Source organism: Pseudomonas sp. NFR02, from assembly GCF_900119375.1.
Lineage (GTDB): Bacteria > Pseudomonadota > Gammaproteobacteria > Pseudomonadales > Pseudomonadaceae > Aquipseudomonas > Aquipseudomonas paracarnis.
On sequence record NZ_FPJJ01000001.1, the window covers coordinates 545,802 to 569,738 of the forward strand.

Here is a 23,937-nt window from a genome sequence, read left to right on the forward strand (position 1 = left end):
CTGGTTCGATTATCGGTTGGCCGAAAGGCTCCTGCCGCTGTAAGGCAGGCGTTCTTCATTGAACGGCCTGGTGTTGGATCTTGTACTGGCTCATCCCAACCCACGTGACCTTTGGTAGGGGTCACCACTAGGAGAGGAGGCGCCATGCCAACTATTACTCTTCCCGACGGCAGTCAACGTTCATTCGATCATCCGGTTTCCGTAGCCGAGGTCGCCGCATCCATTGGTGCTGGCCTGGCCAAGGCCACCGTGGCCGGCAAGGTCGACGGCAAGCTGGTTGACGCCAGCGACCTGATCACCAGCGACGCCAGCCTGCAAATCATCACGCCCAAGGACCAAGAAGGGCTGGAGATCATTCGCCACTCTTGCGCGCACTTGATTGGCCATGCGGTCAAGCAACTGTATCCAACCGCCAAGATGGTGATCGGGCCGGTCATTGAAGAAGGCTTCTATTACGACATCGCCTATGAGCGTCCTTTTACTCCGGACGACCTGGCGGCCATCGAGCAGCGCATGCACGCGCTGATCGAAAAAGATTACGACGTCATCAAGAAAGTCACCCCCCGTGCCGAAGTGATCGACGTGTTTACCGCGCGTGGCGAAGACTACAAGCTGCGCCTGGTGGAAGACATGCCGGACGAGCAGGCCATGGGCCTGTACTACCACGAAGAATACGTCGACATGTGCCGTGGCCCGCACGTGCCGAACACGCGCTTTCTCAAGTCGTTCAAGCTGACCAAGCTGTCCGGTGCCTACTGGCGCGGCGATGCAAAGAACGAGCAACTGCAACGGATCTACGGCACTGCCTGGGCTGACAAGAAACAGCTGGCCGCCTACATCCAGCGCATCGAAGAAGCCGAAAAGCGCGACCACCGCAAGATCGGCAAGCGCCTGAACCTGTTCCACCTTCAGGAAGAAGCGCCGGGCATGGTGTTCTGGCACCCGAATGGCTGGACCCTGTACCAGGTGCTTGAGCAGTACATGCGCAAGGTGCAGCGCGAAAACGGTTACCTGGAGATCAAGACTCCACAGGTGGTCGATCGCAGCCTGTGGGAGAAATCCGGGCACTGGGCCAACTACGCCGACAACATGTTCACCACCCAGTCGGAAAACCGCGACTACGCCATCAAGCCGATGAACTGCCCGTGCCACGTGCAGGTCTTCAATCAGGGCCTGAAGAGCTACCGCGAGTTGCCGATGCGCCTGGCCGAATTCGGTGCCTGCCACCGTAACGAACCATCGGGTGCGCTGCACGGCATCATGCGCGTGCGTGGCTTCACCCAGGACGACGCCCACATCTTCTGCACCGAAGAGCAGATGCAGGCCGAGTCCGCAGCGTTCATCAAGCTGACCATGGACGTTTATCGCGATTTCGGCTTTACCGAAGTCGAGATGAAGCTGTCCACTCGTCCGGAAAAGCGCGTCGGTTCCGACGAGCTGTGGGATCGCGCTGAAGCGGCACTGGCCGCTGCGCTCGACAGTGCGGGCCTTGCGTACGATCTGCAGCCGGGTGAGGGCGCCTTCTACGGTCCGAAGATCGAGTTCTCGCTCAAAGATTGCCTTGGCCGTGTCTGGCAGTGTGGTACCCTGCAGCTCGATTTTAACCTGCCGATCCGTCTGGGAGCCGAATACGTCTCCGAAGACAACAGCCGTAAACACCCGGTTATGCTGCACCGGGCGATCCTCGGTTCGTTCGAGCGGTTCGTCGGTATCCTGATCGAGCACTACGAGGGCGCGTTCCCTGCGTGGCTGGCTCCGACTCAGGCAGTGATCATGAATATCACTGATAAACAGGCAGATTTTGCCGCTGAAGTTGAAAAAACTCTCAACGAAAGCGGGTTTCGTGCCAAGTCCGACTTGAGAAATGAAAAGATCGGCTTTAAAATCCGCGAGCATACCTTGCTCAAGGTTCCCTATCTCTTGGTTATCGGAGATCGGGAAGTCGAGATGCAGACTGTCGCTGTGCGTACTCGTGAAGGTGCTGACCTGGGCTCGATGCCCGTCGCCCAGTTCGCTGAGTTCCTCGCGCAAGCGGTTTCCCGGCGTGGTCGCCCAGATTCGGAGTAATTATTATTAAGCGTGAAATGAGACAAGATAAACGAGCTGCACCGAAAGCCCCGATCAACGAGAATATCTCGGCACGCGAGGTTCGGTTAATTGGCGCTGATGGCGAGCAGATTGGCATCGTCTCGATTGATGAAGCGCTTCGTATTGCAGAAGAGTCCAAGCTGGACCTGGTGGAAATCTCCGCCGATGCAATCCCACCTGTTTGTCGGGTGATGGACTACGGCAAATCGATCTTCGAAAAGAAGAAGCAGGTTGCCGCAGCGAAGAAGAACCAGAAGCAGATTCAAGTAAAAGAAATCAAGTTTCGTCCAGGGACGGAGGAAGGGGATTACCAGGTAAAACTGCGCAACCTGGTACGTTTCCTGAGTGATGGGGACAGGGCCAAGGTATCCTTGCGATTCCGCGGCCGTGAGATGGCCCACCAGGAGCTGGGGATGGAACTCCTCAAGCGGGTTGAAGCTGACCTGCTCGAGTACGGTTCGGTCGAACAGCATCCTAAGATGGAAGGACGCCAGCTTATTATGGTCATCGCCCCGAAAAAGAAGAAGTAATCAACAGGGCACGGCAGGCCTTCTGATTATGTTTATCAACTGAATGCGGAGTACCGAACATGCCAAAGATGAAAACTAAAAGTGGTGCTGCTAAGCGGTTTCTGAAAACTGCTAACGGCATCAAGCACAAGCACGCTTTCAAGAGCCACATCCTGACCAAAATGTCGACCAAGCGTAAGCGTCAACTGCGCGGTAGCAGCTTGCTGCATCCGTCTGACGTGGCAAAAGTCGAGCGCATGCTGCGCCTTCGTTAATTTTGGTTCAAGAATAGAGGAAGTAACTCATGGCTCGTGTAAAGCGTGGCGTCATGGCCCGTAAGCGTCACAAAAAAATTCTGAAACTTGCTAAAGGCTACTACGGCGCGCGTTCACGCGTATTCCGTGTTGCCAAGCAAGCGGTAATCAAGGCAGGCCAATACGCCTACCGCGACCGTCGTCAGAAAAAACGTCAGTTCCGCGCTCTGTGGATCGCTCGTATCAATGCTGGTGCACGTGTTAACGGTCTGTCCTACAGCCGTTTCATCGCTGGCCTGAAAAAAGCGTCCATCGAAATCGACCGTAAGGTTCTGGCTGAACTGGCCGTGAACGAAAAAGCGGTGTTTGCTGCGATTGTCGAGAAAGCTAAAGCCTCCTTGGCTTAAGTACCCCCGACAGTCACCCTGGGCTACTCCTGTGGCCCAAGGTGGTAAACGTCATAAATAGGGGAAGAGCCTTCAAGCTCTTCCCCTATTTTGTATCTGGAGTCTGTACATGGAAAACCTGGACGCGCTCGTCGCCCAAGCCCTTGAGGCTGTGCAAAGCGCTGAAGATGTAAATGCCCTGGAGCAAATCCGGGTTCACTACCTTGGCAAGAAAGGTGAATTGACTCAGGTGATGAAGACCCTGGGAAATCTGCCTGCTGAAGAGCGTCCGCAAGTCGGTGCGCTGATCAACGTCGCCAAGGAGCGTGTCACAGAGGTTCTCAATGCGCGCAAGGCGTCGCTCGAGGAGGCCGATCTTGCGGCCAAGCTCGCCGCCGAGTCCATTGACGTGACCTTGCCTGGTCGTGGCCAGGCCTCGGGCGGTCTGCATCCGATCACCCGGACTCTGGAACGTATCGAACAGTTCTTTACCCACATCGGCTACGGCATTGCCGAAGGCCCTGAGGTCGAAGACGACTACCACAACTTCGAGGCGCTCAACATCCCAGGCCATCACCCGGCCCGGTCGATGCACGACACCTTCTATTTCAACGCCAACATGCTGCTGCGCACCCATACCTCGCCGGTACAGGTCCGCACCATGGAAGCGAACAAGCCGCCGATCCGCATTGTCTGCCCAGGCCGTGTGTACCGTAGCGACTCGGATATCACCCATTCGCCGATGTTCCACCAGGTCGAAGGCCTGCTGGTTGATCGCGATATCAATTTCGCCGACCTCAAAGGCACCATCGAGGAATTCCTGCGGGTGTTCTTCGAAAAAGAGTTGGCGGTACGTTTCCGTCCTTCGTTCTTCCCGTTCACCGAGCCATCGGCTGAAGTCGACATGGAATGCGTGATGTGCAGCGGTAAAGGCTGCCGTGTGTGCAAGCAGACCGGCTGGCTGGAAGTGATGGGCTGCGGCATGGTTCACCCCAACGTGCTGCGCATGTCCGGGATCGACCCGGAAGAGTTCTCGGGCTTTGCCTTCGGCATGGGCGTTGAGCGTCTGGCCATGCTGCGTTACGGCGTGAACGACTTGCGTCTGTTCTTCGACAACGACTTGCGGTTCCTCGCGCAATTTCGCTAGTCGTAACGAATCTTTAGGAGAGCAGGATGAAATTCAGTGAACAATGGCTGCGTGGCTGGGTAAGCCCGCAGGTAGATCGCGACGAGTTGGTTGCTCGTCTGTCGATGGCCGGTCTTGAGGTCGATAGCGTTACGCCGGCCGCCGGTGTTTTCAGTGGTGTGGTGGTGGGCGAGGTGTTGAGCACCGAGCAGCACCCGGATGCCGACAAATTGCGTGTGTGCCAGGTCAGCAACGGCTCGGAAACCTTTCAGGTCGTGTGCGGAGCGCCTAACGTGCGCCCGGGCCTGAAGATCCCGTTCGCCATGATCGGCGCCCAGTTGCCGGGCGACTTCAAGATCAAGAAGGCCAAGCTGCGCGGCGTTGAATCCAACGGCATGCTGTGCTCCCAGGCCGAGCTGCAAGTAGGTGAGGGCAATGATGGCCTGATGGAGCTGCCGGCCGACGCGCCAGTGGGTCAGGACATTCGTGCTTACCTGGAGCTGGAAGACGCCAGCATCGAGGTCGACCTGACCCCCAACCGCGGCGACTGCCTGTCCCTGGCTGGCCTGGCCCGTGAAGTGGGTGCGCTGTACAACGCTCCCGTCACCCGCCCTGTGGTCGCTGCTGTGCCGGCTGTGCATGACGAAGTACGCTCGATCGAAGTGCTCGCGCCGAACGCCTGCCCGCGTTACCTGGGGCGTGTGATCCGTAACGTCGACCTGTCCAAGCCAACCCCGCTGTGGATGGTCGAGCGCCTGCGTCGTGCCGACGTGCGCAGCATCGACGCCGCCGTCGACATCACTAACTATGTGATGCTGGAACTCGGCCAGCCGCTGCACGCCTTCGATCTCGCCGAAATTAACGGCGGCATCCGCGTGCGTATGGCCGAAGAGGGTGAAAAACTGGTGCTGCTCGATGGCCAGGAAGTCAGCCTGCGTGCCGACACCCTGGTCATCGCCGACCACGCTCGCGCCCTGGCAATTGCCGGCGTGATGGGTGGCGAGCACAGCGGTGTATCCGCGACCACCCGTGATGTATTCCTTGAAAGCGCGTTCTTCGACCAGATCGCGATCGCTGGCAAGGCTCGTTCCTACGGCCTGCACACCGATGCGTCGCACCGCTACGAGCGTGGTGTGGACTGGAAGCTCGCCCGTGAAGCCATGGAGCGCGCCACCGGCCTGCTGCTGGAAATCACCGGTGGCGAAGCCGGCCCGATCACCGAAACCGTCAGCGAACAGTATCTGCCGTCGATTGCGCCGATCACCTTGCGTGCCAAAAGCGTTGAGCAGATGCTCGGCCTGGTCATCGAGCCGGCTGAAATCGAGCAACTGCTGTCCGCGCTCGGCCTGGGTATTTCCGCGGGCGGGGAAGGGCAGTGGCAGGTTGCAGTACCTAGCCATCGCTTCGACATCAGCCTGGAAGTCGACCTGATCGAAGAGCTGGCGCGCCTGTACGGTTACAACCGCCTGCCGGTTCGCTATCCGCAAGCACGCCTGGCACCGCAACCCAAGGCCGAAGCGCGTGCGCACCTGCCTGAACTGCGTCGCTTGCTGGTGGCCCGTGGTTATCAGGAAGCTGTGACCTATAGCTTCATTGATCCAAAACAGTTCGAACTGTTCAACCCTGGCGTTGAGCCGTTGCTGCTGGCCAACCCGATCTCCAACGATATGGCTGCCATGCGTTCGTCGCTGTGGCCGGGCCTGGTGAAGGCGCTCTCCCACAACCTGAACCGCCAGCAAGACCGCGTGCGTCTGTTCGAAAGCGGCTTGCGTTTCGTCGGCCAGCTTGATGGCTTGAAGCAAGAGCCGATGCTGGCGGGCGTCGTTTGCGGCAGCCGTCTGCCAGAAGGCTGGGCGCAAGGCCGTGAGGTCGTGGACTTCTTCGACGTCAAGGCAGACGTGGAAGCGGTGCTCGGCTTTGCCGGTGCGCTGGACGCCTTTACGTTCGCGCCGGGTAGCCACCCAGCCTTGCATCCAGGCCAGACTGCACGTATCGAGCGTGAAGGTCGCTTGGTAGGCTTCGTGGGCGCCATTCACCCAGAACTGTCGAAAACCTTGGGGCTGGACCGTCCAGTCTTTGTGTTTGAGCTAGTCTTGGCTGAAGTTGCGTCGGGCAAGATGCCTAAATTCAGCGAGTTGTCGCGCTTCCCTGAAGTGCGTCGCGACCTGGCCCTGATTGCCGACCGTGAAGTCGCTGCCACTGCAGTTCTGGATGTAATCCGTGAAAATGCAGGGGAATGGCTGACAGACCTCAGGCTATTTGACGTCTATCAGGGTAAAGGCATTGATCCGCATAGAAAAAGCCTTGCAGTTGGCTTGACCTGGCAGCATCCATCGCGCACTCTTAATGACGATGAGGTGAATACCACGACGCAAAATATCCTCACCTCGCTCGAACAAAGGTTGAACGCCACGTTAAGGAAGTGACGTATGGGGGCTTTGACGAAAGCTGAGATGGCGGAACGTCTGTACGAAGAGTTGGGTCTGAACAAGCGCGAGGCCAAGGAATTGGTCGAGCTGTTTTTTGAAGAGATCAGACACGCTCTGGAAGACAACGAACAGGTCAAATTGTCCGGTTTCGGCAATTTTGACCTGCGAGACAAACGCCAGCGGCCTGGCCGCAATCCAAAAACGGGAGAAGAAATCCCGATCACGGCTCGCCGTGTGGTCACCTTTCGTCCAGGGCAGAAGTTGAAGGCCCGAGTTGAGGCTTATGCTGGAACCAAGTCATAACGACGAGCTACCCGTCATCCCAGGCAAGCGCTACTTCACCATCGGTGAAGTTAGCGAGCTGTGTGCGGTAAAACCGCACGTGCTGCGCTATTGGGAGCAGGAGTTTCCTCAACTCAACCCCGTCAAACGCACCGGGAACCGTCGGTATTATCAGCGCCAGGACGTGCTGATGATCCGACAGATCCGCGCGTTGCTGTACGACCAGGGGTTCACCATCAGCGGCGCACGTCAGCGTATGTCCGGTGATGAAGCCAAAGACGACACCACCCAATACAAGCAACTGATCCGCCAGATGATCTCCGAATTGGAAGATGTACTGGTGGTGCTGAAAAAATGATTCAAGCTTTAAAAATACTTCCACATTTCAAAAGCTTGCGGTATATTCCGGTTCGCTTCGTTAAGAAGCGAACCCAGTAACACGCCTAGTCGGGGCGTAGCGCAGTCCGGTAGCGCACTAGCATGGGGTGCTAGGGGTCGAGTGTTCGAATCACTCCGTCCCGACCATTTATTCCTGAGTAAAATCAGTCACTTAAGCCGATAAGATGAATCGGCTTTTTTGTGCCTGCGCAAAACCTGCACAAAACTACCCAGTGATTTCGCAGATATTCAGGTCCGGAACTGCCTCGGACCAGATGATTTCATCATGGTCTCGCTGGTAGTTTTTGGTCATGCCCTCGCTCGCATGACCCGCAGATCTTCTGCCCCTCGAAACGCATGTCTAGGATGTCGGTCCGCCGCTGAGCGATGATAAGCGCCAGGCCGATTGGCGTTCTGTAGCCAGGCAGGCGACTTTTTCCCTGATAGCCTTCAGGCCCTCAACGGTGTGCCGCTTGCGCTGCTTCTTCCCGACTCGTTTGATGGTGCTGGCCGCTGGGTTGTCCGGGCACAGGCCCTTGGCTGCGGCGTGGTTGAAAAAGTCGACCAATGGCGCCCGGCATTGGTTGGCTGAGCGCGGGGTGAACCATGATCCCAACATGCTCGACGCTGATTACCGGGATGGGGCTGACGAAGCTGGAAGCTCTGTGGCGGGAGCGGGACGCAGACCTGCTGGCTTAGCAGGTAGCAATGACGATAGCCCGGCCCAGCGCCGGGCTATTGTTTCGCCTCAAGGCAACCCGACTGGTAGGTAATCCATAGCCTTTACCGGGCGGGGCTGCTTTCGGCTCCGGGTTCATACGGATGGGCGTGCAGATCGGCATCAACTCTACTCTCAGCGCGGCCTTTTCCGTTGAAATCGCCCAGTCGACGACCGAGACCAGCAGAGGTGTCCGCTTGCATGGGGCGCCAGGGGGCGGGTGTTCGAGTCACTCCGTCCCGACCATATTATTCAATGAATTAGCCCAATCGGTGACGGTTGGGCTTTTTCAGGGAATAAATGCCCTTCCCAGCATCCGTCGCCATTTTTCATAATCACCACACACCAAGGAAATTTCCCACATCCAACGCCGGTACCCCGTTGTTAGGCTCCCACTCTTTGACCTAACTTCAAGGAGTTACCTGATGACAAAACGTCTAGCCGCCGAGTTCTTCGGCACATTCTGGCTGGTACTGGGCGGTTGCGGCAGTGCCGTTCTGGCTGCCGCCTTCCCTGAGCTGGGCATCGGCTTTGTCGGCGTGGCCTTGGCATTTGGCTTAACCGTATTAACCATGGCCTACGCCGTCGGCCATATTTCCGGCGGGCATTTCAATCCCGCGGTCACCCTGGGTTTGCTCGCCGCCGGGCGGATTGACGGCAAGGACGTGGCGCCCTACATCCTCACTCAGGTCTTGGGCGCGATTGCAGCTGCCGGGGTGCTGTACCTGATCACCAGCGGCAAGGCCGGGTTTGATGTGTCGGCCGGGTTTGCCACTAATGGTTATGGTGAGCACTCTCCAGGTGGCTTCTCGTTTCTGTCAGTGGTGGTCACCGAGTTTGTACTCACGGCGTTTTTCCTGCTGATTATCCTGGGTGTTACCGATAAAAAGGCGCCGGCCGGTTTTGCGCCGCTGGCCATCGGGTTCGCCCTGGTCTTGATTCACCTGATCAGCATTCCGGTGAGCAATACATCGGTTAACCCGGCGCGCAGTACGGGCGTGGCACTGTTTCAAGGCGATTGGGCGATAGCCCAGTTGTGGGTGTTCTGGGTGGTGCCTTTGCTCGGTGGCGTGTTTGGTGGGCTCGTGCACCGGTTCGTGTTGGCGACAAAACAGTAATCGCTCAGGCCACCTTTGCTCGGCGAGCTGGCCGTGTTCTTCATGATCGAGCCGCCTTGTAACGGTTGCCCGGGCGCGCCAAACCAAGGTTTTCGCGCAGTGTGGTGCCGGTGTATTCGCGACGAAACAAGCCGCGTCGCTGTAATTCGGGAATGACCTGGCGGGCAAAATCCTCCAGCCCGCCCGGCAGGTGCGGTACCAGGATATTGAAGCCATCCGCCGCACCTTCTTCGAACCAGCGCTGCAGTTCATCGGCGATCTGAATCGGCGTGCCGATCACGCTGTAATGACCGCGGCCACCGGCAATGCGTCGGCCCAGTTGCGCCAGTGTCAGCTGTTCACGCTGGGCCAGTTCACTCAGCAGTTGCTGGCGGCTGCGTTGACCGCTGTCGGTCAAGGGTAACTCGGGCAGCGGCCCATCCAGGGGGTAGCCGGACAGGTCGAAATTACCCAACATGCGCCCCAGCAACGCCACCCCCACCTCGGGTTCGACCAGCGCCTGGAACGCTTCGAATTTGGCCTGGGCCAGGGCTTCGGTTTGGCCCACCACCACAAATACGCCCGGCATGATTTTCAGCGAGTCGGCCTCGCGCCCGTATTGGCCCAGGCGAGCTTTGAGGTCGCTATAGAAGGCCTGCGCGTCGGCCAATGAGGTCTGCGCGGTAAACACCACTTCGGCGGTCTGCGCGGCCAGTTCACGGCCGGTTTCCGAGGAGCCAGCCTGCACGATCACTGGCTGGCCCTGGGGCGAGCGCGCCACGTTCAGGGGGCCTTTGACCTGGAAGTGTTCGCCCACATGGTCCAGCACATGGCGTTTACTTGGTTCGTAATAGCGCCCGCTGGCCTTGTCGCGCACGAAGGCGTCGTCGTCCCAGCTGTCCCACAGCCCCGTCACCACCTGATGAAATTCCCGTGCGCGGCTGTAGCGTTCGGCATGCCCCAGGTGCTCGTCGCGACCGAAATTCAGCGCCTCGGCCGCGTTATCCGAGGTCACCAGGTTCCAGCCTGCGCGACCGCCGGAGAGGTGATCCAGCGAGGCGAATTTGCGCGCCACGTGGTACGGCTCGTTATAGCTGGTGGTGGCGGTGGCGATCAGGCCGATATGTTCGGTCACGGCACTGAGCGCCGAGAGCAGGGTGAGCGGCTCGAAATGATCCGAGCGCGCCATCTGGCTGGCGACCTCGCCGGTGGCGGCGGCAATGCTGTCGGCCACGAACAGGGCGTCGAACTTCGCCGCTTCCGCCACCCGTGCCAAATGCTTGTAGTGGGCAAAGTCCAGGCCAGCGTTCGCCGGTACATCGGGGTGGCGCCAGGCGGCCACATGGTGCCCGGTGGCCATCAGGAAGGCGCCGAGTTTGAGTTGACGGCCCATGCTAGAAATCCTTGCGCAGTTGCACGCCGAAGTAACGCTCATCGTCACGAGGCACGGCGCGGTAGATGTAGTTGCCGCCGCTGGCCAGCAGCGGTGAGTAGGATTTGTCAGCGAGGTTCTTCGCCAACAGCGCCACGCGCCAGCCATTGGTGTAGTCGGCCAGGGCCACGCTGGCGTTCCAGAGGCCGTAGGCGCCTTGTTTGGTGTTCAGGTTCTGGCTGATGTCGTACTGCACTTCGCTCTGCCAGCTGTAGTCAGTGCCCAGTTCGATATCCAGGCCGTTCTCCAGGGGGATGCTGTAGTCGGCGCGCACGTAGCTTTTCCAGTCCGGGCTGAACGGCAGTGGTTTGCCATTGACGTTGCAGGTTGCCGCTGCGCCTGGCGGGCACGCGAACTGATCGATGCGCGCTCGGGTATAGGCCAGGGCGCCGGAGAGCTTGAGTTGCTGAGTGGCTTGCAGGGCGTAATCGAGCTCGACGCCTTCGGTGCTGACGCTGCCGGCGTTGATCAGGCGCGTCACGACTTGGCCGGCGACGGTGTCGAAAAAGTTGGCCTGGTAGTTGTCGTAGTCACTGTGGAACACCGCCAGGTTGGTGGTCAGGCGGTTGTTCCAGACCGTGGCCTTGATTCCGGCTTCCCAGGTATTGGAGGTTTCTGGCTTGAGCGCGTCGGTGTCGCGCGGCTGCATGTTGAAAAACACGTTGTAGGCCGGGCCTTTGTAGCCACGCGAGTAAGTGAGGTAGCTGGTCACGGTGTCGCTGATGTCGTACTGCACGCCCAGCCGCCCGGACCAACCGTCCTCGTCTACCGAACCGGAACTCGATGTCGCCGGTTGAATGCCGCTGACGGTAGTGGCAGAGGTGGACACGCGGCGATGGTCGTACTTCAAGTCGTCATGGGTGTAACGCAACCCGGCGATGCCGCGAAAGCGCGAGGTGAAGTTGAGCGTGGTCTCGCCGAACACCGCGTAGCTGTCGCTGGTGGTGCTGTAGTCGGCAATGCCTCTATCGACCCGCGTCGTGGTGGTGAGGGTACGCTGATAGGTCTCCTCATCCTTGCCATGCATGTAGAACAGGCCGCCGACGTACTCCAAGAACTCGCCTTTGGGCGAGGCCAGGCGCAGCTCCTGGGAGTATTGGTCGAACGCCAGGTCGCCCTTGTCAGCGGTGCCGGGGAACGCGGCGGTGACCGTGCCCAGACGGTCGCCATCCTGATATTGAGTGTTGTCCCAGCCGCGCCAGGCGGTGATTGACGTGAGGGTGTAGTCACCCAGATTCCAATCCAACTGCGCCGACAAGCCCTTGTTAATGTCTTCCACATGGCTGCGGGTATCGGTGTTGATATCGCGGTTGTCGCTTGAGGCGCGCACCGGCCTCAAGGCATTGCTGAACGCCGGGTTCAGGGACTTGCTGACCACACCATTGGGCGCGTCATCGTGGGACTGCATGTAATCGGCGCTCAGGGTCAGCTTCACGTCGTCGTTGGGCGTGAACTCCAGCTTGCCGCGAATGCCCTTGTGGTTGTAACCGTTGACCTCCTGGCCGTTGTGGCGGTTGTCGACGTTACCGTCGTAGCTGCCGAACAAAGTACTGATCGAGCCCTTGAGCACCTCCGGCACCAGGCTGCCGCCGATGCCAAAGCGCGTGCGGCTTTCATGGCCGCTGTAGAACGACTGGTCGATAAAACCGTGGGTCTGGGCAGTCGGCGCCTTACTGGTGATATTCAGCACACCGGCCGACGCGTTCTTGCCGAACAGCGTGCCTTGCGGGCCACGCAGCACTTCGATGCGCTCCAAATCCAACAGGTCGAGTGTGGCCTGGCCGGGGCGTGCATAGACCACGCCATCGATCACCGTGGCCACCGTTGGCTCAACGCCCGGCGAGGTTGAAATGGTGCCCACGCCGCGCACGAACAATGAGGTGTCCTTGTTCGAGGCGCCGGTGCGAAAGTTCAGCGACGGTACTTGCTGCGCGATGCTCGCCACCCCGTTGCGATTGTCACGCTCCAGTTGCTCGCCATCGAGCACCGAGACGGCCACCGGGACTTTTTGCAGCGATTCTTCGCGGCGGGTAGCGGTGACTGTCACGGATTGGAGCGTGGGTTCCTGTTCGTCAGCCGCTACAGCGCCGCAGACGGGCAAGGCGCAGAGGCCTGCCAGAAGCAACAAATGGGTGTGCCGTGGAAAGTTATGCATGCTGTGCCCGCTCGAAAAAATACCCTGGTCCGCTGCGGTTCTGCGACCTTCAGCGCCTGAAAATGTCTTGGGCATTCGCTCGAGCGAGTAGCAGACAGTGCGCTTTGTTAGCGCTAACATCGGCATTATTGAAGGCGTCGGTTTAGAGCGTCAAATACTAAAAAATTAGTTTTATATTCCTTTTTGAGGTTTTTGCCGTGAACGAACACAAACCGCGCAAGCGCCGGGGCGCCGGCCGCGTCACCCTCAATACCGTGGCGCGCCAGGCCGGGGTGTCGGCCATTACGGTGTCGCGTTACTTCAACCAACCTGAACAGGTGTCACCCGAGCGCCGTGAACGTATCGCCCAGGTAGTCGCGCAGTTGGGGTATGTGCCGAACCTGGTGGCCGGCGGGTTGGCCTCCGCGCGCGGCAAAATCGTTGCGATGGTGACTCCGAATATCTCGGGGCCGATTTTTGCCAATACGCTGCAGGGCTTCAGCGACACCCTCAATCGTCACGGCTACCAACTGTTGCTGGCCTCCAGCTATTTCAGCGTCGAGCAGGAGGAAAGCGCGGTGCGCGCTTTTCTCGGTTGGTCGCCGGCAGCGCTGGTGCTGACCAGCCGCTTTCACAGCCCTGGCACCGAGAAGATGATCGCCGAGGCAGATATACCGATCGTCGAAACCTGGGACTACGTGCCGGAACGCGCGCCGTTGCAAGTGGGGTTTTCTCATTATGAAGTGGGCGTCACCGCCGCGCGCTACTTGCATGGCAAAGGCTATCGACGCATCGCCTTCGTACAAAACAGTGCAGTGGGCGACTTCAGCGCATTGGAGCGGCGCGATGGATTTACCGCGACCCTCTCCGAGTTGGGTGTGCACCCGTGGGTCTTTGTGCCGGACGCCGACCGTGCGCCCTTCGAAGCCGGCAAGCAAGCCATGGAAGCGCTGATGGGGCAGGCGATCACGCCCGATGCGATTTTCTTCGCCAATGACAACCTCGCCGCGGGCGGTTTGCTGGCCGGTCAACGCGCCGGGCTGAGCATCCCCCAGGACTGCGCCGTATTGGGTTTTGGCGATTACCCGTTTGCCCACATGTTGTTGCCCAGCCTCAGCACCCTCCAGCCACCCGCGTTGGAGATTGGTGTCCTCGCTGCCACACGCGTCCTGCAAAGTCTGGGCGTATTAGCCACCGATGAAGTTAAGCGCTTGAATCTTTTGCACTGTCAGTTAATTGAAAGAGAGAGCACCTGAATGACCCGCCGTTATGGCTAATTGCAACTAGTGGCTATTGGCTGCTAACGCTCTAAATCAGTGCATTTGGCAATGTTTTGTATTTAATTACCCCCTCGTCCGGAACTAGGGCTATAACTTCCAGTCGATACACCCGGCTAACGCCTGCCTGGGCTATGGCGAACTAATGGCATTGTTCGGTAGTTCTAAATAGCCATACTTTTCGCAACGTTAGATATTCCTCAATGATGTCGTCAGCGCCCATCGATGCTTGCAAAATGCAGATCCCGCATACCGACCAGGTGTGCGCGTGGCTGATGCAGCACGCCGGGCTCAAAATCGCTGATCTGGAACGCGCCCAGCGTTTATCCACTGAGCCTGGCGACCTGCTCGGTTTACTCACGCGCCTGGGCCTGGTGTCCGAGGTCGAACTGGCTCGCGCCTGGGCCGATTTGCTGAATGCGCCACTGCTGCTGGCCGACGCGGCGCCACCGTTGCTCGACCCGCTTCCCGTGCTTACCGAGCGCTTTATGCGTCATTACCAGGTCGTGCCCATGGGGTGGCATCAGGGCGGGTTGCGTGTAATGGCCGCCAACCCGGCGCAGTGGTATCCGTTCCAGGCCCTGGCGTATGCCTGTGAGGTGCCGGTCTGGCTGGCCGTCGGTTCGCGTAATGAAGTCGACACGCTGATCGAGCGCTATTACGGCCAGGGCCGTTCCGCCATGGGCAGCCTGATCGAAAACCTCGATGAGCAGGGCGGCGTGCTGGAAGACATCGAACACCTCAAGGACATGGCCTCCGAAGCGCCAGTGATTCGCCTGGTCAATCTGATCCTGCAGCGCGCCGTGGAACAGCGCGCCTCGGATATCCATATCGAACCCTTCGAAAACCAACTCAAGGTGCGCTACCGCATCGACGGCGTGCTGCACGACGCCGAAGCACCGCCTGCCAGTTCGTCGGCGGCGGTGATCTCGCGGGTGAAGATAATGGCGCGCCTGGACATCGCCGAACGACGCCTGCCCCAGGACGGGCGCATCATGCTGCGCATCCAGGGCAAGGCGCTGGATCTGCGGGTGTCCACGGTGCCCACCAGCTTCGGCGAGTCGGTGGTGATGCGCCTGTTGGACCGGCAAACCGTGCAATTCGATTTCCCCAGCCTGGGCTTTGATGGCCCGCGCCTGGCGGCCTTCCAGGATCTATTGGCGCGGCCCCACGGCATCCTGTTGGTCACCGGGCCTACGGGCTCGGGCAAAACCACCACGCTCTATACCGCGTTGTCGCAGCTCAATACCGCTGAACGCAAGATCATCACCGTGGAAGACCCGGTGGAATATCAGCTTGAAGGGATTAACCAGATCCAGGTCAAGCCGGCCATCGGCCTGGACTTTGCCGGAGCGCTGCGCGCCATCGTGCGCCAGGACCCGGACGTGATCATGATCGGCGAAATCCGCGACCTGGAAACCTGCCGCATTGCCGTCCAATCGTCACTCACTGGCCATCTGGTCCTCTCGACCCTGCACACCAACAGCGCTGCGGCGAGTATCACGCGCTTGCTGGACATGGGCGTGGAAAGCTACCTTATTGCCTCCACGGTCAGCGGTATTCTCGCCCAGCGCCTGGTGCGGCGCCTGGACCCGGCCACGCGAGTAGCCTTCCAGGCCCCAGCGGAATTGATCAAGGAGCATGGCCTGGATCGCCTGACCGAGCAGCGTCCGATCCTGCTTTACCGCGGTGACTATCACGGCCGCAGCGCCCTCACTGAATTGTTGGTGATGAACGATGAGTTGCGTGGCTTGCTGATGGGCCACGCCGACGCCGCCAGCCTCGAGCACGCCGCCCGCCGCGCCGGTTTGCGCACCTTGTATGAAGACGGTTTGCGCCAGGCCCTGGCCGGTGTCACCTCCCTGGAAGAAGTGCTGCGCGTCACCCGCGGAGATGACGCGTGAGCCTGTTCAAGTTCCGCGCCCTGGACAGCCAGGGCGTGGCCCAGAGCGGCACGTTGCAGGCCATTGACCAAGCGGCCGCTGTCGCCGTCTTGCATCAGCGCGGGTGGTTGTTGCTGCACATCGAAACGGCCAGCGGCCCCTTGTTGCGCCAGGCACGTGGGCAGTTGAAGGGCGTAGCGCTGGTGAGTTTCACCCAGCAATTGGCCACGCTACTGGGCGCCGGCCAGCCCCTCGAACGCGCTTTAAACCTGTTGCTCAAGCAAGCCCGCCATCCCCAGGTGCAGGCCTTGATCGAGCGCATTCGCGACCAGGTCAAGGCCGGCAAACCGCTGTCGGCGGCGCTGGAGGAGGAGGGCGGCACGTTTTCCCCGCTGTACCTGAGCATGGTGCGCGCCGGTGAGGCCGGCGGGGCGCTGGAGGGCACCTTGCGCCAGCTCAGCGACTACCTGGAGCGCAGCCAGTTACTGCGCGGCGAGGTGATCAATGCGCTGATCTACCCGGCGTTCCTGGTGGTGGGTGTACTGGGTTCCCTGGCGCTGTTGCTGGCCTATGTGGTGCCGCAATTCGTGCCGATTTTTCAGGACCTTGGCGTGCCGATTCCACTGATCACCCAGGTGATCCTGGCGCTCGGCGAGTTCCTCGGTGCCTATGGCCTGGTGGTGCTGGCCGGGTTGTCGATCAGTGGGTGGATCCTGGCGGCGCGCCTGCGCGCCCCCCTGCGCCGTGAGCGTTACGACCGTCACCTGCTGGGCATCCGCGTGATCGGCCCGCTGTTGCAACGGGTGCAAGCCGCCCGCCTGACCCGCACCCTCGGCACGTTGCTCAGCAATGGCGTGGCGCTGCTGCCCGCGCTGGTGATCGCCCGGCAAGTCTGCAGCAACCGTGCGCTCCAGGCGCAAGTGGCGCTGGCAGCGCAACGGGTCAAGGGCGGCGGTACGCTGGCCGATGCGTTCGGTCGCCAGCCGCTGCTACCGGAGCTGGCGCTGCACATGATCGAAGTCGGTGAACAGGCCGGCGAACTGGACAGCATGCTGCTCAAGGTTGCCGACATCTTCGACGTCGAGGCCAAGCGCGCCATCGAACGCTTGCTCGCGGCAATGGTGCCGACCCTGACCGTGGTCATGGCGGTGCTGGTGGCGGTGATCATGCTGGCGATCATGCTGCCGCTGATGAGCCTCACCAGCCATATATGAACTTTCAAGGGGCAGAACCGATGAAAACCCGACACCGCCAAGGCGGCTTCACCCTTTTGGAAATGCTGGCGGTGATCGTGCTGCTGGGCATTGTCGCGACCATTGTGGTGCGCCAGGTCGGTGGCAATGTGGACAAGGGCAAGTACGGCGCGGGCAAGGCGCAACTGGCCAGTTTGAGCATGAAGATCGACAGCTACGCCCTGGACGTGGGCGCGCCGCCCAACAACCTGCAACAGCTGCTCGACAAGCCGGCCAGTGCTTCGAACTGGGCCGGCCCCTACGCCAAGCCTTCGGAGCTGAAAGACCCGTTCGGCCACGGGTTTGGCTATCGCTTCCCCGGTGAGCACGGCGCCTTCGACCTGATCTTCTACGGCCAGGACGGCCAACCCGGCGGCGAGGGCTACAGTGCCGACCTGGGCAACTGGGAATAACCCGCCCGTGGCCCAGCGAGGCTTTACCCTGCTGGAGATGCTGGTGGTCATCCTATTGATCGGCATTGCGGCGGGTTTGTTGGGGCTGGGTGTACGGCAAGGGCTGCAGGTGGCCAAGGAGCGGCGGGTGGTCGCGCAGATGGTCGAGGCGCTGCGCGCCACGCGCGCGAGCGCCATCGTCAGCGGCCAGGCGACGCACACTCGGTTTGACCTCCAGGGCCGCACATTCCAGGCTTCAGGGCGTGCGTCACAGCAGTGGCCAGCGCAGGTGCAAGTGACCTTGCACAGTGCCGAGCAGGCAGGGTCCGCCGTGGTGTTCTATCCCGACGGCAGTTCTACCGGCGGCAACCTGCTGCTGGCCAACGGCAGCCGGCGTTGGCGCATCGATATTGGCTGGCTCACCGGCAGTGTGCAATCCAAGGCGCTGCCATGAAGCACCAGGCCGGCTTCACCTTACTGGAAATGCTCGCCGCCCTGACGTTGATGGCGGTGTGCAGCAGCGTGTTGCTGGTTGCCTTCGGCCAGAGCGCGCGCGCCTTGTCCCAGGTGGCCCGCAGTGACCGCCTTACCCATGCCGCGCTCACGCTGCTGGACCAGGAAGCTGCCGGCCCGCTGATTGAAGGAACCCGCCAAGGCCAACTCGACGGCATCCATTGGCAACTGACCAGCACCCGCCAACAGCCGCACCTGTTTCGTCTTGACCTGAACGTGCGTGAAGGCGCGCATCAGGCGCACTTCAGCACTTTGAAGGCGCGCCTGTGAAGCGCCGTGAGCAGGGTTTCACCTTGCTGGAAGTGCTCGTGGTGCTCAGCCTGCTGTCGGTGTTGTTGCTGCTGGTGAGCGCAGCGTTGCTGGGGGCCAATCGGGCGGTGGCCAAGGCACAGGCCTACACCGTCAGCCTGGATGAAATGCGCGCCGCCCAACAGTTTTTGCGCACCTCGATCAGCGAGGCGCTGCCGCTAAAGCTCACTGGCGATGACAGCCAGGCCGAAGGTTTTTTTATCGGCACGCCTGAGCGTCTGCAATTTGTGGCGACCTTGCCCGGTGTATTGGGCGGGGGGATCCAGCGCTTTACCCTGCAACGGGTCGGGCAGGATCTGCAGGTGGCTTTTTCGCAGAGGGCCTCCCACGCCAACGCGCAGCGCGATGAGCCGCAGGTACTTTTGCACAACGTCGAGGCGCTGCAGTTCAGCTATCGCGGTGTCTCGCCACTGGGCCAGCCCACCGACTGGTTGAGCCCGTGGCCCTGGCCCCGGCGCCTGCCCACAGCGGTGCGCATCGACGCCTCCGTCGACGGGCCGGTGCCATGGGTCGCCCAGGTGGTTGCGCTGCGCCTGAACCTGTCCAGCGCGAGCAGCGAAGAATGAAGCGCCAACGCGGTGCGGCCCTGTTGCTGGTGTTGTGGGTGCTGGCCTTGCTCAGCGTATTGCTGGGTGGCCTGGCCGGGTGGGTGCAACTGCAAAGTCGCCAGGCGCTGTGGCTGCGCCAGCATACCCAGACACTATTGGCCGCCCAGGCCGGTATCGCACAGGTCATGGCGCAAGGGCAGTGGGTGGCGGACGGGCGTTCTATGGCGCTGACCTTCGACGACGCCCGCTTGCAGGTCAGTCTGCGCAGTGAGCGTGGCAAGTTGTACCTGGTCAACGCTGCCCCCCAAGACCTCACGCGCCTGGCCCTGGCCTGCGGCGCCACACCGGTTCAGGCCCAGCAGTTGGCCAAGGCCCTTGAGACGCGGCGCCATAAGGGCCTGGCGCCGTTTCGGGTACTGGAGCAAGTGCGTCAACTTCCCGGCATGACCCAGGCGCTCTACAGCGAACTACTGCCGGAAATTACCTTGTGGAGCGACCTCGACCGGCCCGCTTCGGCATTCGCCAGCCCCTTGATGCGCAAGGCGCTGAACCTGCCACGCCAGGACGCCGAGGGCGTCGACCCCGGCCAGGTCGTGGAAATCGACAGCCGCGCCGAGCGCCCCGGCGGCTATCAGGCACGCCTGCGACTGACCCTTTTATTAAGCCCTGCGGAGGACAGCGCACAGCCCTATCGGGTGGTGCGGTGGCAAGAATGATTCAACTCGAACCAATTGCCCGCTATTGGCGCGGCAGCCTGCTGCAACAAGGCTGGCGCCTGTGGCTCACAGAGTTACGCGGCTGTGTGCCGAAGTGGCTGGCGTTCCAGGACCCGCCCGAGCACGTTCATCACTGGCCGCTCACGGCACCGGTGGTGCCAGGCAATGCGCGCCAGGTGCTGATGCTTGCTCCTGATGCTGTGTTGCAGCAAAGCGTGCAACTGCCTCTGGCTGCCGCGCGCAACCTCGTGGAGGTGGTTGGCTATGAACTGGACCGCTATACCCCGTTCAACGCCGAGCAGCTCTACTTTGTCGCCCGCCTGGAGCAGCGCATGCCCAGCCACCTGGAGGTGAGGGTGGTGGCGATCCTGCGCGAGCGCCTGGACCAGGTCCTCACTGACTGTGCCGCCCTCGGCCTTTACCCACACCGTGTGGACGCGGCGGGCCTGGGTATCGACCTGCTGCCCGCGCCGTTGCGCCCGCGCTCACGTTCTGCCGGCAAGCAATTGCAGCGCAGCCTGCCGTGGTTGTGCGGCGCGTTGCTGATTGCGGCGATGCTGTTGTGGCTCAACGATCGCCAGCGGGTACTCGACAGCATGCACGCCACTGTTCAACAGCAAAAAGCCGAGGTCGCGCAGGTGCACGCCCTGCGCCAGCAACTGCTCAACACCCGTGGTGCGGCGCAGTACCTGTCCCAGCGCAAACGGGCGCAACCCCCCCTGGCCGGCCTACTGAATGACTTGACCAACTGTCTGCCCGCCGACACCTGGCTCGACCAATTGGACGTCAAGGACGGCGAGGTGAGCTTTTCCGGCCAGAGCGCCAAGGCCAGTGGCCTGATCAGCCGCATCAAAGGCTGCCAGCGCTTGGACAACGCACAGTTCGAAGGGGTGATCCAACCCGACGCACGTACCGGCAAGGACCAGTTTGCCTTGCGTGCCCACCTACGCCAGGAGGCCGCCGATGCGCCGACCCCTCACACGCCGTGAACGCCGCGGCGCCGCCTTGTTGACCCTGGCGTTGGTGCTCGGCGCGGCCTATTGGCTGTTGATCGACAGCTGGTTCGCCGGGCCGCTGCGGGCCATGGGTGAACAGGCCGAACAGTTGCGTGAACAGCAGCAGCGCTATGCCAGCGTCATACGCCAGGGCGATGCCTTGCGCGAACAGCTGGCGCAGGCACAGCAAGACCCGGCCAGCAGCGCCAGCCTGTTGCCAGGGGACGACCCGGACGTGGTCGCCGCCGACCTGATGCAGCGTCTTGCCGACCTGATCAACAGCCACGCCAACCTCGGCGGCGGCTGCAACCTCACCCAGCGCAAGCCGATCACGCCTGAACAAAACGACAGCGAGCCCTATCGTCAGGTCAAGGTCAGCCTCACGCTCAATTGCGCGATCGAACCGCTGACCGCGATCCTGCATGGGCTGGAATATCAGCCGCCTTTTCTGTTCGTCGATGAGCTGCATATTCGTCGCGACAAACAGGCGCCAGCCAGTGGTGGGGCAGGCAAGCTGGCGGTGCAACTGCTGGTGCGCGGCTACCTGCAACCGGCGCGGGTGGCACCATGATCGGCCCATTGCGTCCTCTTGAATGGGGCTGGCTCGGCTTGGCCGGGCTCTTGGGGCTGTTGATGGCGATGATCCTCAGCAGCATCGGCGACGCCCCCCGGTGGTTACCCGATGCGCCGGTGCACGCGCCTCCCTCGTTCCAGGTGCAGGCCGCTCCCACGCCGGCGTTGCGAGACCTTGCCGGTACCTGGCAAGCGCCGCTGTTCAGCCCGGATCGCCGCCCGGACCGGGAGGTGGGTAAAACCCAGGTGGCGAGCCTGGCCAACCTGACCCTCAGTGGCATCATGATCACCGGCAACCTGCAAATGGCCATGCTCAAGCAAGCCGGTGGCCCAACGCTCACGGTGCGCTTGGGCCAGGCGTTGCCCAACGGCTGGCGCCTGGAACACCTGACCCCGCAATACGCTCGTTTTGCCCTGGACGGGCGCACCCAGACCCTGAGCCTCTACGGTAAGCGGTTACCCCTGATCTCACATCCCCGCGAGTCTCTCCCTTGATTGATATGCGCACTTCGCTGTTTTGCCTGGCTACCGCCGTCTCCCTGAGCGGCTGTGGCTCTTTGCCCGACACCCTCGACCCGAACGACGACCTGCTGCACGAGGCCCTGCAGGGCACCGGCGCACAACGCCCGGCGCTTCAGGCGCCTGTGGCCGAAAGCCCTCCACCTGCCACCCAGGCTCCGCCGCAGCGCCAGCTGATTCGTGGCAATCAAGCGTTTGTGCGCCAGCCCGCAGCGCCGGCAAACGTGCCGCAGCAGGGGGGCGACATCGTGTTCAACTTCGCCGACCAGCCCATCGAGGCCGTGATCAACAGCGTGATGGGCGACCTGTTGCACGAGAACTACAGCATCGCCGAGGGCGTGAAGGGCACTGTCAGCTTCTCCACCTCCAAACCCGTGGACAAACAGCAGGCGCTGTCGATTCTCGAAACCCTGCTGTCCTGGACCGACAACGCCATGATCAAGCAGGGCAACCGCTATGTGATCCTGCCGGCCAACCAGGCAGTGGCGGGCAAGCTGGTGCCGCAGATGCGCGTGGCGCAACCGGCCAGCGGCCTCTCGGCACGTCTGTTTTCACTGCGCTATATCTCGGCCACCGAGATGCAGAAACTGCTCAAACCCTTCGCCCGTGAAAACGCTTTTTTGTTGGTCGACCCGGCGCGTAATGTCCTGAGCCTGGCCGGCACGCCCGACGAACTGGCCAACTACCAGGACACCATCGACACCTTCGACGTGGACTGGCTCAAGGGCATGTCGGTGGCGGTGTTCGGCCTGCAACGCGCCTCGGTGGCCGAGCTGATGCCCGAGCTGCAAGCCATGTTCGGCGCGGACAGTGGCACACCCCTGGCCGGCATGCTGCGGTTCTTGCCGGTCGAGCGCACCAACTCGGTGGTGGCGATTTCTTCCCAGCCCCAGTACCTCAGCGAAGTGGGCGACTGGATCCGCACCATCGACGAGGGCGGCGGTAACGAGCCGCAGATGTATGTGTACGACGTGCGCAATATGAAGGCCGCCGACCTCGCCAAGTACCTGCGGCAGATCTACGGTAATGGCGCGATCAAGGATGACGCCCCGGCGAAGGTAGCACCGGGCTTGCGTACCACCACCCTGTCCTCGTCCACCAGTGCCGGTTTGCAGGCGAGCGCCCCGGTGCCCGCAGCCGAAGAACCTGAATCCGAGCCTGCCGAAAACACCCAGGCATCGCCCACCAGCGACCTCGAAGCGGGCACGCGCATCACCGCGCAAAAGAGCAGCAACCAACTGCTGGTACGCACCCGCCCGGCGCAATGGAAAGAGATCGAAGCGGCGATCAAACGCCTCGACAACCCACCGCTGCAAGTGCAGATCGAGACGCGCATCCTGGAGGTCAAGCTCACCGGCGAACTGGACCTGGGGGTGCAGTGGTACCTGGGCCGCCTGGCCGGCAATTCCACCAGCACCACGGTGGCCAATGCTTCCGGCAGCCAAGGCGCCTTGGGCGGTGGCGGGGCAGGGCTGGGGGCGGCGGACTCGTTGTTCTACTCCTTCGTCAGTTCCAACCTGCAAGTGGCCCTGCACGCCCTGGAGACCAACGGCCGCACCCAGGTGCTATCGGCGCCATCGCTGGTGGTGATGAACAACCAGCCGGCGCAGATCCAGGTGGGGGACAACATTCCCATCAGCCAGACCACCGTCAATACCGGGGACGCCGACACCACCTTGAGCAGTGTCGAATATGTACAGACCGGGGTGATCCTGGATGTGGTGCCGCGCATCAATCCGGGTGGGCTGGTGTACATGGATATCCAGCAACAGGTCAGTGATGCCCAGAACCCGACGGGGAACAGTGAGACGCCGGTGAACCCGCGCATCTCCACGCGCTCGGTGTCCACCCAGGTGGCGGTGCAGAGTGGCCAGACAGTATTGCTCGGCGGATTGATCAAGCAGGACAACGCTGAGAGCGTCAGTGCCGTGCCTTACCTGGCGAAGATTCCGGGGTTGCGCTGGTTGTTTGGCAATACCGGCAAGTCCAAGGACCGCACGGAGCTGATTGTGCTGATTACGCCGAGGGTGATTACCAGCAGCAGCCAGGCGCGGCAGGTGACGGATGATTATCGCCAGCAGATGCAGTTGTTGCGACCCGCCCAATAAGCCCTCTCCTACATTGATCGTTCCCACGCTCTGCGTGGG

23 protein-coding genes, 1 tRNA gene and 1 pseudogene are annotated in these 23,937 nt (G+C 61.3%); 22 read left to right on the plus strand and 3 right to left on the minus strand.

Features of this window, described 5'->3' with window-relative positions:
* Nucleotides 1-144 precede the first annotated feature (144 nt).
* From thrS to BT199_RS02665, 9 genes are all read left to right on the plus strand, one after another.
* Nucleotides 145-2,067 carry a threonine--tRNA ligase gene (thrS, locus tag BT199_RS02625; protein ID WP_003192490.1) on the plus strand — a complete coding sequence of 641 codons (1,923 nt, stop codon included), beginning with the start codon at nt 145-147 and terminating at the stop codon, nt 2,065-2,067.
* Nucleotides 2,067-2,618, plus strand: a complete 552-nt coding sequence (infC, locus tag BT199_RS02630; protein WP_015884933.1) for a translation initiation factor IF-3 — start codon at nt 2,067-2,069, stop codon at nt 2,616-2,618. Before thrS ends, infC begins: the two co-directional genes overlap by 1 nt.
* Nucleotides 2,619-2,677: 59 nt before the next feature.
* Nucleotides 2,678-2,872: a 50S ribosomal protein L35 gene (gene rpmI / locus BT199_RS02635; protein WP_002553160.1), complete on the plus strand. Its 195-nt coding sequence runs from the start codon at nt 2,678-2,680 to the stop codon at nt 2,870-2,872.
* 29 nt (nt 2,873-2,901) lie between these two features.
* Entirely contained in the window at nt 2,902-3,258 is a 357-nt protein-coding gene (gene rplT / locus BT199_RS02640; RefSeq protein ID WP_003192488.1) for a 50S ribosomal protein L20, read from the plus strand.
* A 109-nt stretch (nt 3,259-3,367) separates the two neighbouring features.
* Entirely contained in the window at nt 3,368-4,384 is a 1,017-nt protein-coding gene (pheS, locus tag BT199_RS02645) for a phenylalanine--tRNA ligase subunit alpha (RefSeq protein WP_003192486.1), read from the plus strand.
* Between the two features lie 26 nt (nt 4,385-4,410).
* Complete coding sequence (pheT, locus tag BT199_RS02650) at nt 4,411-6,789, plus strand: phenylalanine--tRNA ligase subunit beta (RefSeq protein WP_072433806.1); 2,379 nt, start codon at nt 4,411-4,413, stop codon at nt 6,787-6,789.
* 3 nt (nt 6,790-6,792) lie between these two features.
* Nucleotides 6,793-7,095, plus strand: a complete 303-nt coding sequence (gene ihfA / locus BT199_RS02655; protein ID WP_002553164.1) for an integration host factor subunit alpha — start codon at nt 6,793-6,795, stop codon at nt 7,093-7,095.
* Nucleotides 7,076-7,432 carry a MerR family transcriptional regulator gene (locus BT199_RS02660; protein WP_003174972.1) on the plus strand — a complete coding sequence of 119 codons (357 nt, stop codon included), beginning with the start codon at nt 7,076-7,078 and terminating at the stop codon, nt 7,430-7,432. The genes ihfA and BT199_RS02660 overlap by 20 nt, the downstream gene beginning before the upstream one ends.
* A gap of 90 nt (nt 7,433-7,522) precedes the next feature.
* Nucleotides 7,523-7,599: transfer RNA gene (locus BT199_RS02665), tRNA-Pro, on the plus strand.
* Nucleotides 7,600-7,678: 79 nt separating this feature from the next.
* On the opposite strand, the pseudogene BT199_RS27350 reads toward BT199_RS02665, so the two are convergent.
* Nucleotides 7,679-8,053: pseudogene (locus BT199_RS27350) on the minus strand (integrase); the annotation flags it as partial.
* A 542-nt stretch (nt 8,054-8,595) separates the two neighbouring features.
* Between BT199_RS27350 and aqpZ the strand changes: the two are divergent.
* Nucleotides 8,596-9,288: an aquaporin Z gene (gene aqpZ, locus BT199_RS02670; protein ID WP_072433807.1), complete on the plus strand. Its 693-nt coding sequence runs from the start codon at nt 8,596-8,598 to the stop codon at nt 9,286-9,288.
* 40 nt (nt 9,289-9,328) lie between these two features.
* On the opposite strand, the gene BT199_RS02675 is transcribed toward aqpZ, so the two are convergent.
* Together BT199_RS02675 and BT199_RS02680 are read right to left on the minus strand one after the other, a co-directional pair.
* A complete protein-coding gene (locus BT199_RS02675; protein WP_072433808.1) occupies nt 9,329-10,660 on the minus strand; it encodes an LLM class flavin-dependent oxidoreductase in 1,332 nt (443 codons plus the stop codon).
* Between the two features lies 1 nt (nt 10,661).
* The gene (locus tag BT199_RS02680) at nt 10,662-12,854 is read right to left on the minus strand and encodes a TonB-dependent receptor (protein ID WP_072433809.1); all 2,193 of its coding nucleotides are present in this window, start codon (nt 12,852-12,854) and stop codon (nt 10,662-10,664) included.
* Nucleotides 12,855-13,051: 197 nt separating this feature from the next.
* Here BT199_RS02680 and BT199_RS02685 point away from each other — a divergent pair, with 197 nt between their 5' ends.
* The 12 genes from BT199_RS02685 to gspD all read left to right on the plus strand — a co-directional run bounded on the left by BT199_RS02685 (nt 13,052) and on the right by gspD (nt 23,898).
* Entirely contained in the window at nt 13,052-14,089 is a 1,038-nt protein-coding gene (locus BT199_RS02685) for a LacI family DNA-binding transcriptional regulator (protein ID WP_072433810.1), read from the plus strand.
* Between the two features lie 257 nt (nt 14,090-14,346).
* A complete protein-coding gene (gene gspE, locus BT199_RS02690; protein ID WP_256575811.1) occupies nt 14,347-16,014 on the plus strand; it encodes a type II secretion system ATPase GspE in 1,668 nt (555 codons plus the stop codon).
* Complete coding sequence (gene gspF, locus BT199_RS02695; protein WP_072433811.1) at nt 16,011-17,207, plus strand: type II secretion system inner membrane protein GspF; 1,197 nt, start codon at nt 16,011-16,013, stop codon at nt 17,205-17,207. Before gspE ends, gspF begins: the two co-directional genes overlap by 4 nt.
* A 20-nt stretch (nt 17,208-17,227) precedes the next feature.
* The gene (gene gspG, locus BT199_RS02700; protein WP_019821138.1) at nt 17,228-17,638 is read left to right on the plus strand and encodes a type II secretion system major pseudopilin GspG; all 411 of its coding nucleotides are present in this window, start codon (nt 17,228-17,230) and stop codon (nt 17,636-17,638) included.
* A gap of 7 nt (nt 17,639-17,645) precedes the next feature.
* Nucleotides 17,646-18,071, plus strand: a complete 426-nt coding sequence (locus BT199_RS02705) for a GspH/FimT family pseudopilin (RefSeq protein ID WP_072433812.1) — start codon at nt 17,646-17,648, stop codon at nt 18,069-18,071.
* Complete coding sequence (locus BT199_RS02710; protein WP_014719114.1) at nt 18,068-18,400, plus strand: type II secretion system protein; 333 nt, start codon at nt 18,068-18,070, stop codon at nt 18,398-18,400. The genes BT199_RS02705 and BT199_RS02710 overlap by 4 nt, the downstream gene beginning before the upstream one ends.
* Nucleotides 18,397-19,005 carry a prepilin-type N-terminal cleavage/methylation domain-containing protein gene (locus tag BT199_RS02715; protein WP_072433813.1) on the plus strand — a complete coding sequence of 203 codons (609 nt, stop codon included), beginning with the start codon at nt 18,397-18,399 and terminating at the stop codon, nt 19,003-19,005. Before BT199_RS02710 ends, BT199_RS02715 begins: the two co-directional genes overlap by 4 nt.
* A complete protein-coding gene (locus BT199_RS02720) occupies nt 19,002-19,703 on the plus strand; it encodes a hypothetical protein (RefSeq protein WP_014719112.1) in 702 nt (233 codons plus the stop codon). The genes BT199_RS02715 and BT199_RS02720 overlap by 4 nt, the downstream gene beginning before the upstream one ends.
* Nucleotides 19,700-20,692, plus strand: coding sequence for a PilN domain-containing protein (locus BT199_RS02725; protein WP_072433814.1), 993 nt, complete (start codon nt 19,700-19,702; stop codon nt 20,690-20,692). The genes BT199_RS02720 and BT199_RS02725 overlap by 4 nt, the downstream gene beginning before the upstream one ends.
* The gene (gspM, locus tag BT199_RS02730; protein WP_032902001.1) at nt 20,667-21,269 is read left to right on the plus strand and encodes a type II secretion system protein GspM; all 603 of its coding nucleotides are present in this window, start codon (nt 20,667-20,669) and stop codon (nt 21,267-21,269) included. The genes BT199_RS02725 and gspM overlap by 26 nt, the downstream gene beginning before the upstream one ends.
* Nucleotides 21,266-21,766, plus strand: coding sequence for a general secretion pathway protein GspN (locus BT199_RS02735; RefSeq protein WP_032902000.1), 501 nt, complete (start codon nt 21,266-21,268; stop codon nt 21,764-21,766). Before gspM ends, BT199_RS02735 begins: the two co-directional genes overlap by 4 nt.
* 5 nt (nt 21,767-21,771) lie before the next feature.
* Nucleotides 21,772-23,898: a type II secretion system secretin GspD gene (gspD, locus tag BT199_RS02740; protein WP_072433815.1), complete on the plus strand. Its 2,127-nt coding sequence runs from the start codon at nt 21,772-21,774 to the stop codon at nt 23,896-23,898.
* Nucleotides 23,899-23,937 lie beyond the last annotated feature (39 nt).

Excerpts from the sequence above, each read along its gene's own strand:
- gspG (WP_019821138.1), top strand. The coding sequence starts at position 17,228 with ATGAAAACCCGACACCGCCAAGGCGGCTTCACCCTTTTGGAAATGCTG.
- ihfA (WP_002553164.1), top strand. The coding sequence starts at position 6,793 with ATGGGGGCTTTGACGAAAGCTGAGATGGCGGAACGTCTGTACGAAGAG.
- rplT (WP_003192488.1), top strand. The coding sequence starts at position 2,902 with ATGGCTCGTGTAAAGCGTGGCGTCATGGCCCGTAAGCGTCACAAAAAA.
- thrS (WP_003192490.1), top strand. The coding sequence starts at position 145 with ATGCCAACTATTACTCTTCCCGACGGCAGTCAACGTTCATTCGATCAT.
- pheT (WP_072433806.1), top strand. The coding sequence starts at position 4,411 with ATGAAATTCAGTGAACAATGGCTGCGTGGCTGGGTAAGCCCGCAGGTA.
- gspD (WP_072433815.1), top strand. The coding sequence starts at position 21,772 with ATGCGCACTTCGCTGTTTTGCCTGGCTACCGCCGTCTCCCTGAGCGGC.
- pheS (WP_003192486.1), top strand. The coding sequence starts at position 3,368 with ATGGAAAACCTGGACGCGCTCGTCGCCCAAGCCCTTGAGGCTGTGCAA.
- BT199_RS02725 (WP_072433814.1), top strand. The coding sequence starts at position 19,700 with ATGATTCAACTCGAACCAATTGCCCGCTATTGGCGCGGCAGCCTGCTG.
- rpmI (WP_002553160.1), top strand. The coding sequence starts at position 2,678 with ATGCCAAAGATGAAAACTAAAAGTGGTGCTGCTAAGCGGTTTCTGAAA.
- BT199_RS02675 (WP_072433808.1), bottom strand. The coding sequence starts at position 10,660 with ATGGGCCGTCAACTCAAACTCGGCGCCTTCCTGATGGCCACCGGGCAC.
- BT199_RS02710 (WP_014719114.1), top strand. The coding sequence starts at position 18,068 with ATGAAGCACCAGGCCGGCTTCACCTTACTGGAAATGCTCGCCGCCCTG.
- BT199_RS02720 (WP_014719112.1), top strand. The coding sequence starts at position 19,002 with ATGAAGCGCCAACGCGGTGCGGCCCTGTTGCTGGTGTTGTGGGTGCTG.
- gspE (WP_256575811.1), top strand. The coding sequence starts at position 14,347 with ATGCAGATCCCGCATACCGACCAGGTGTGCGCGTGGCTGATGCAGCAC.
- gspM (WP_032902001.1), top strand. The coding sequence starts at position 20,667 with ATGCGCCGACCCCTCACACGCCGTGAACGCCGCGGCGCCGCCTTGTTG.
- aqpZ (WP_072433807.1), top strand. The coding sequence starts at position 8,596 with ATGACAAAACGTCTAGCCGCCGAGTTCTTCGGCACATTCTGGCTGGTA.
- BT199_RS02680 (WP_072433809.1), bottom strand. The coding sequence starts at position 12,854 with ATGCATAACTTTCCACGGCACACCCATTTGTTGCTTCTGGCAGGCCTC.
- BT199_RS02660 (WP_003174972.1), top strand. The coding sequence starts at position 7,076 with ATGCTGGAACCAAGTCATAACGACGAGCTACCCGTCATCCCAGGCAAG.
- BT199_RS02735 (WP_032902000.1), top strand. The coding sequence starts at position 21,266 with ATGATCGGCCCATTGCGTCCTCTTGAATGGGGCTGGCTCGGCTTGGCC.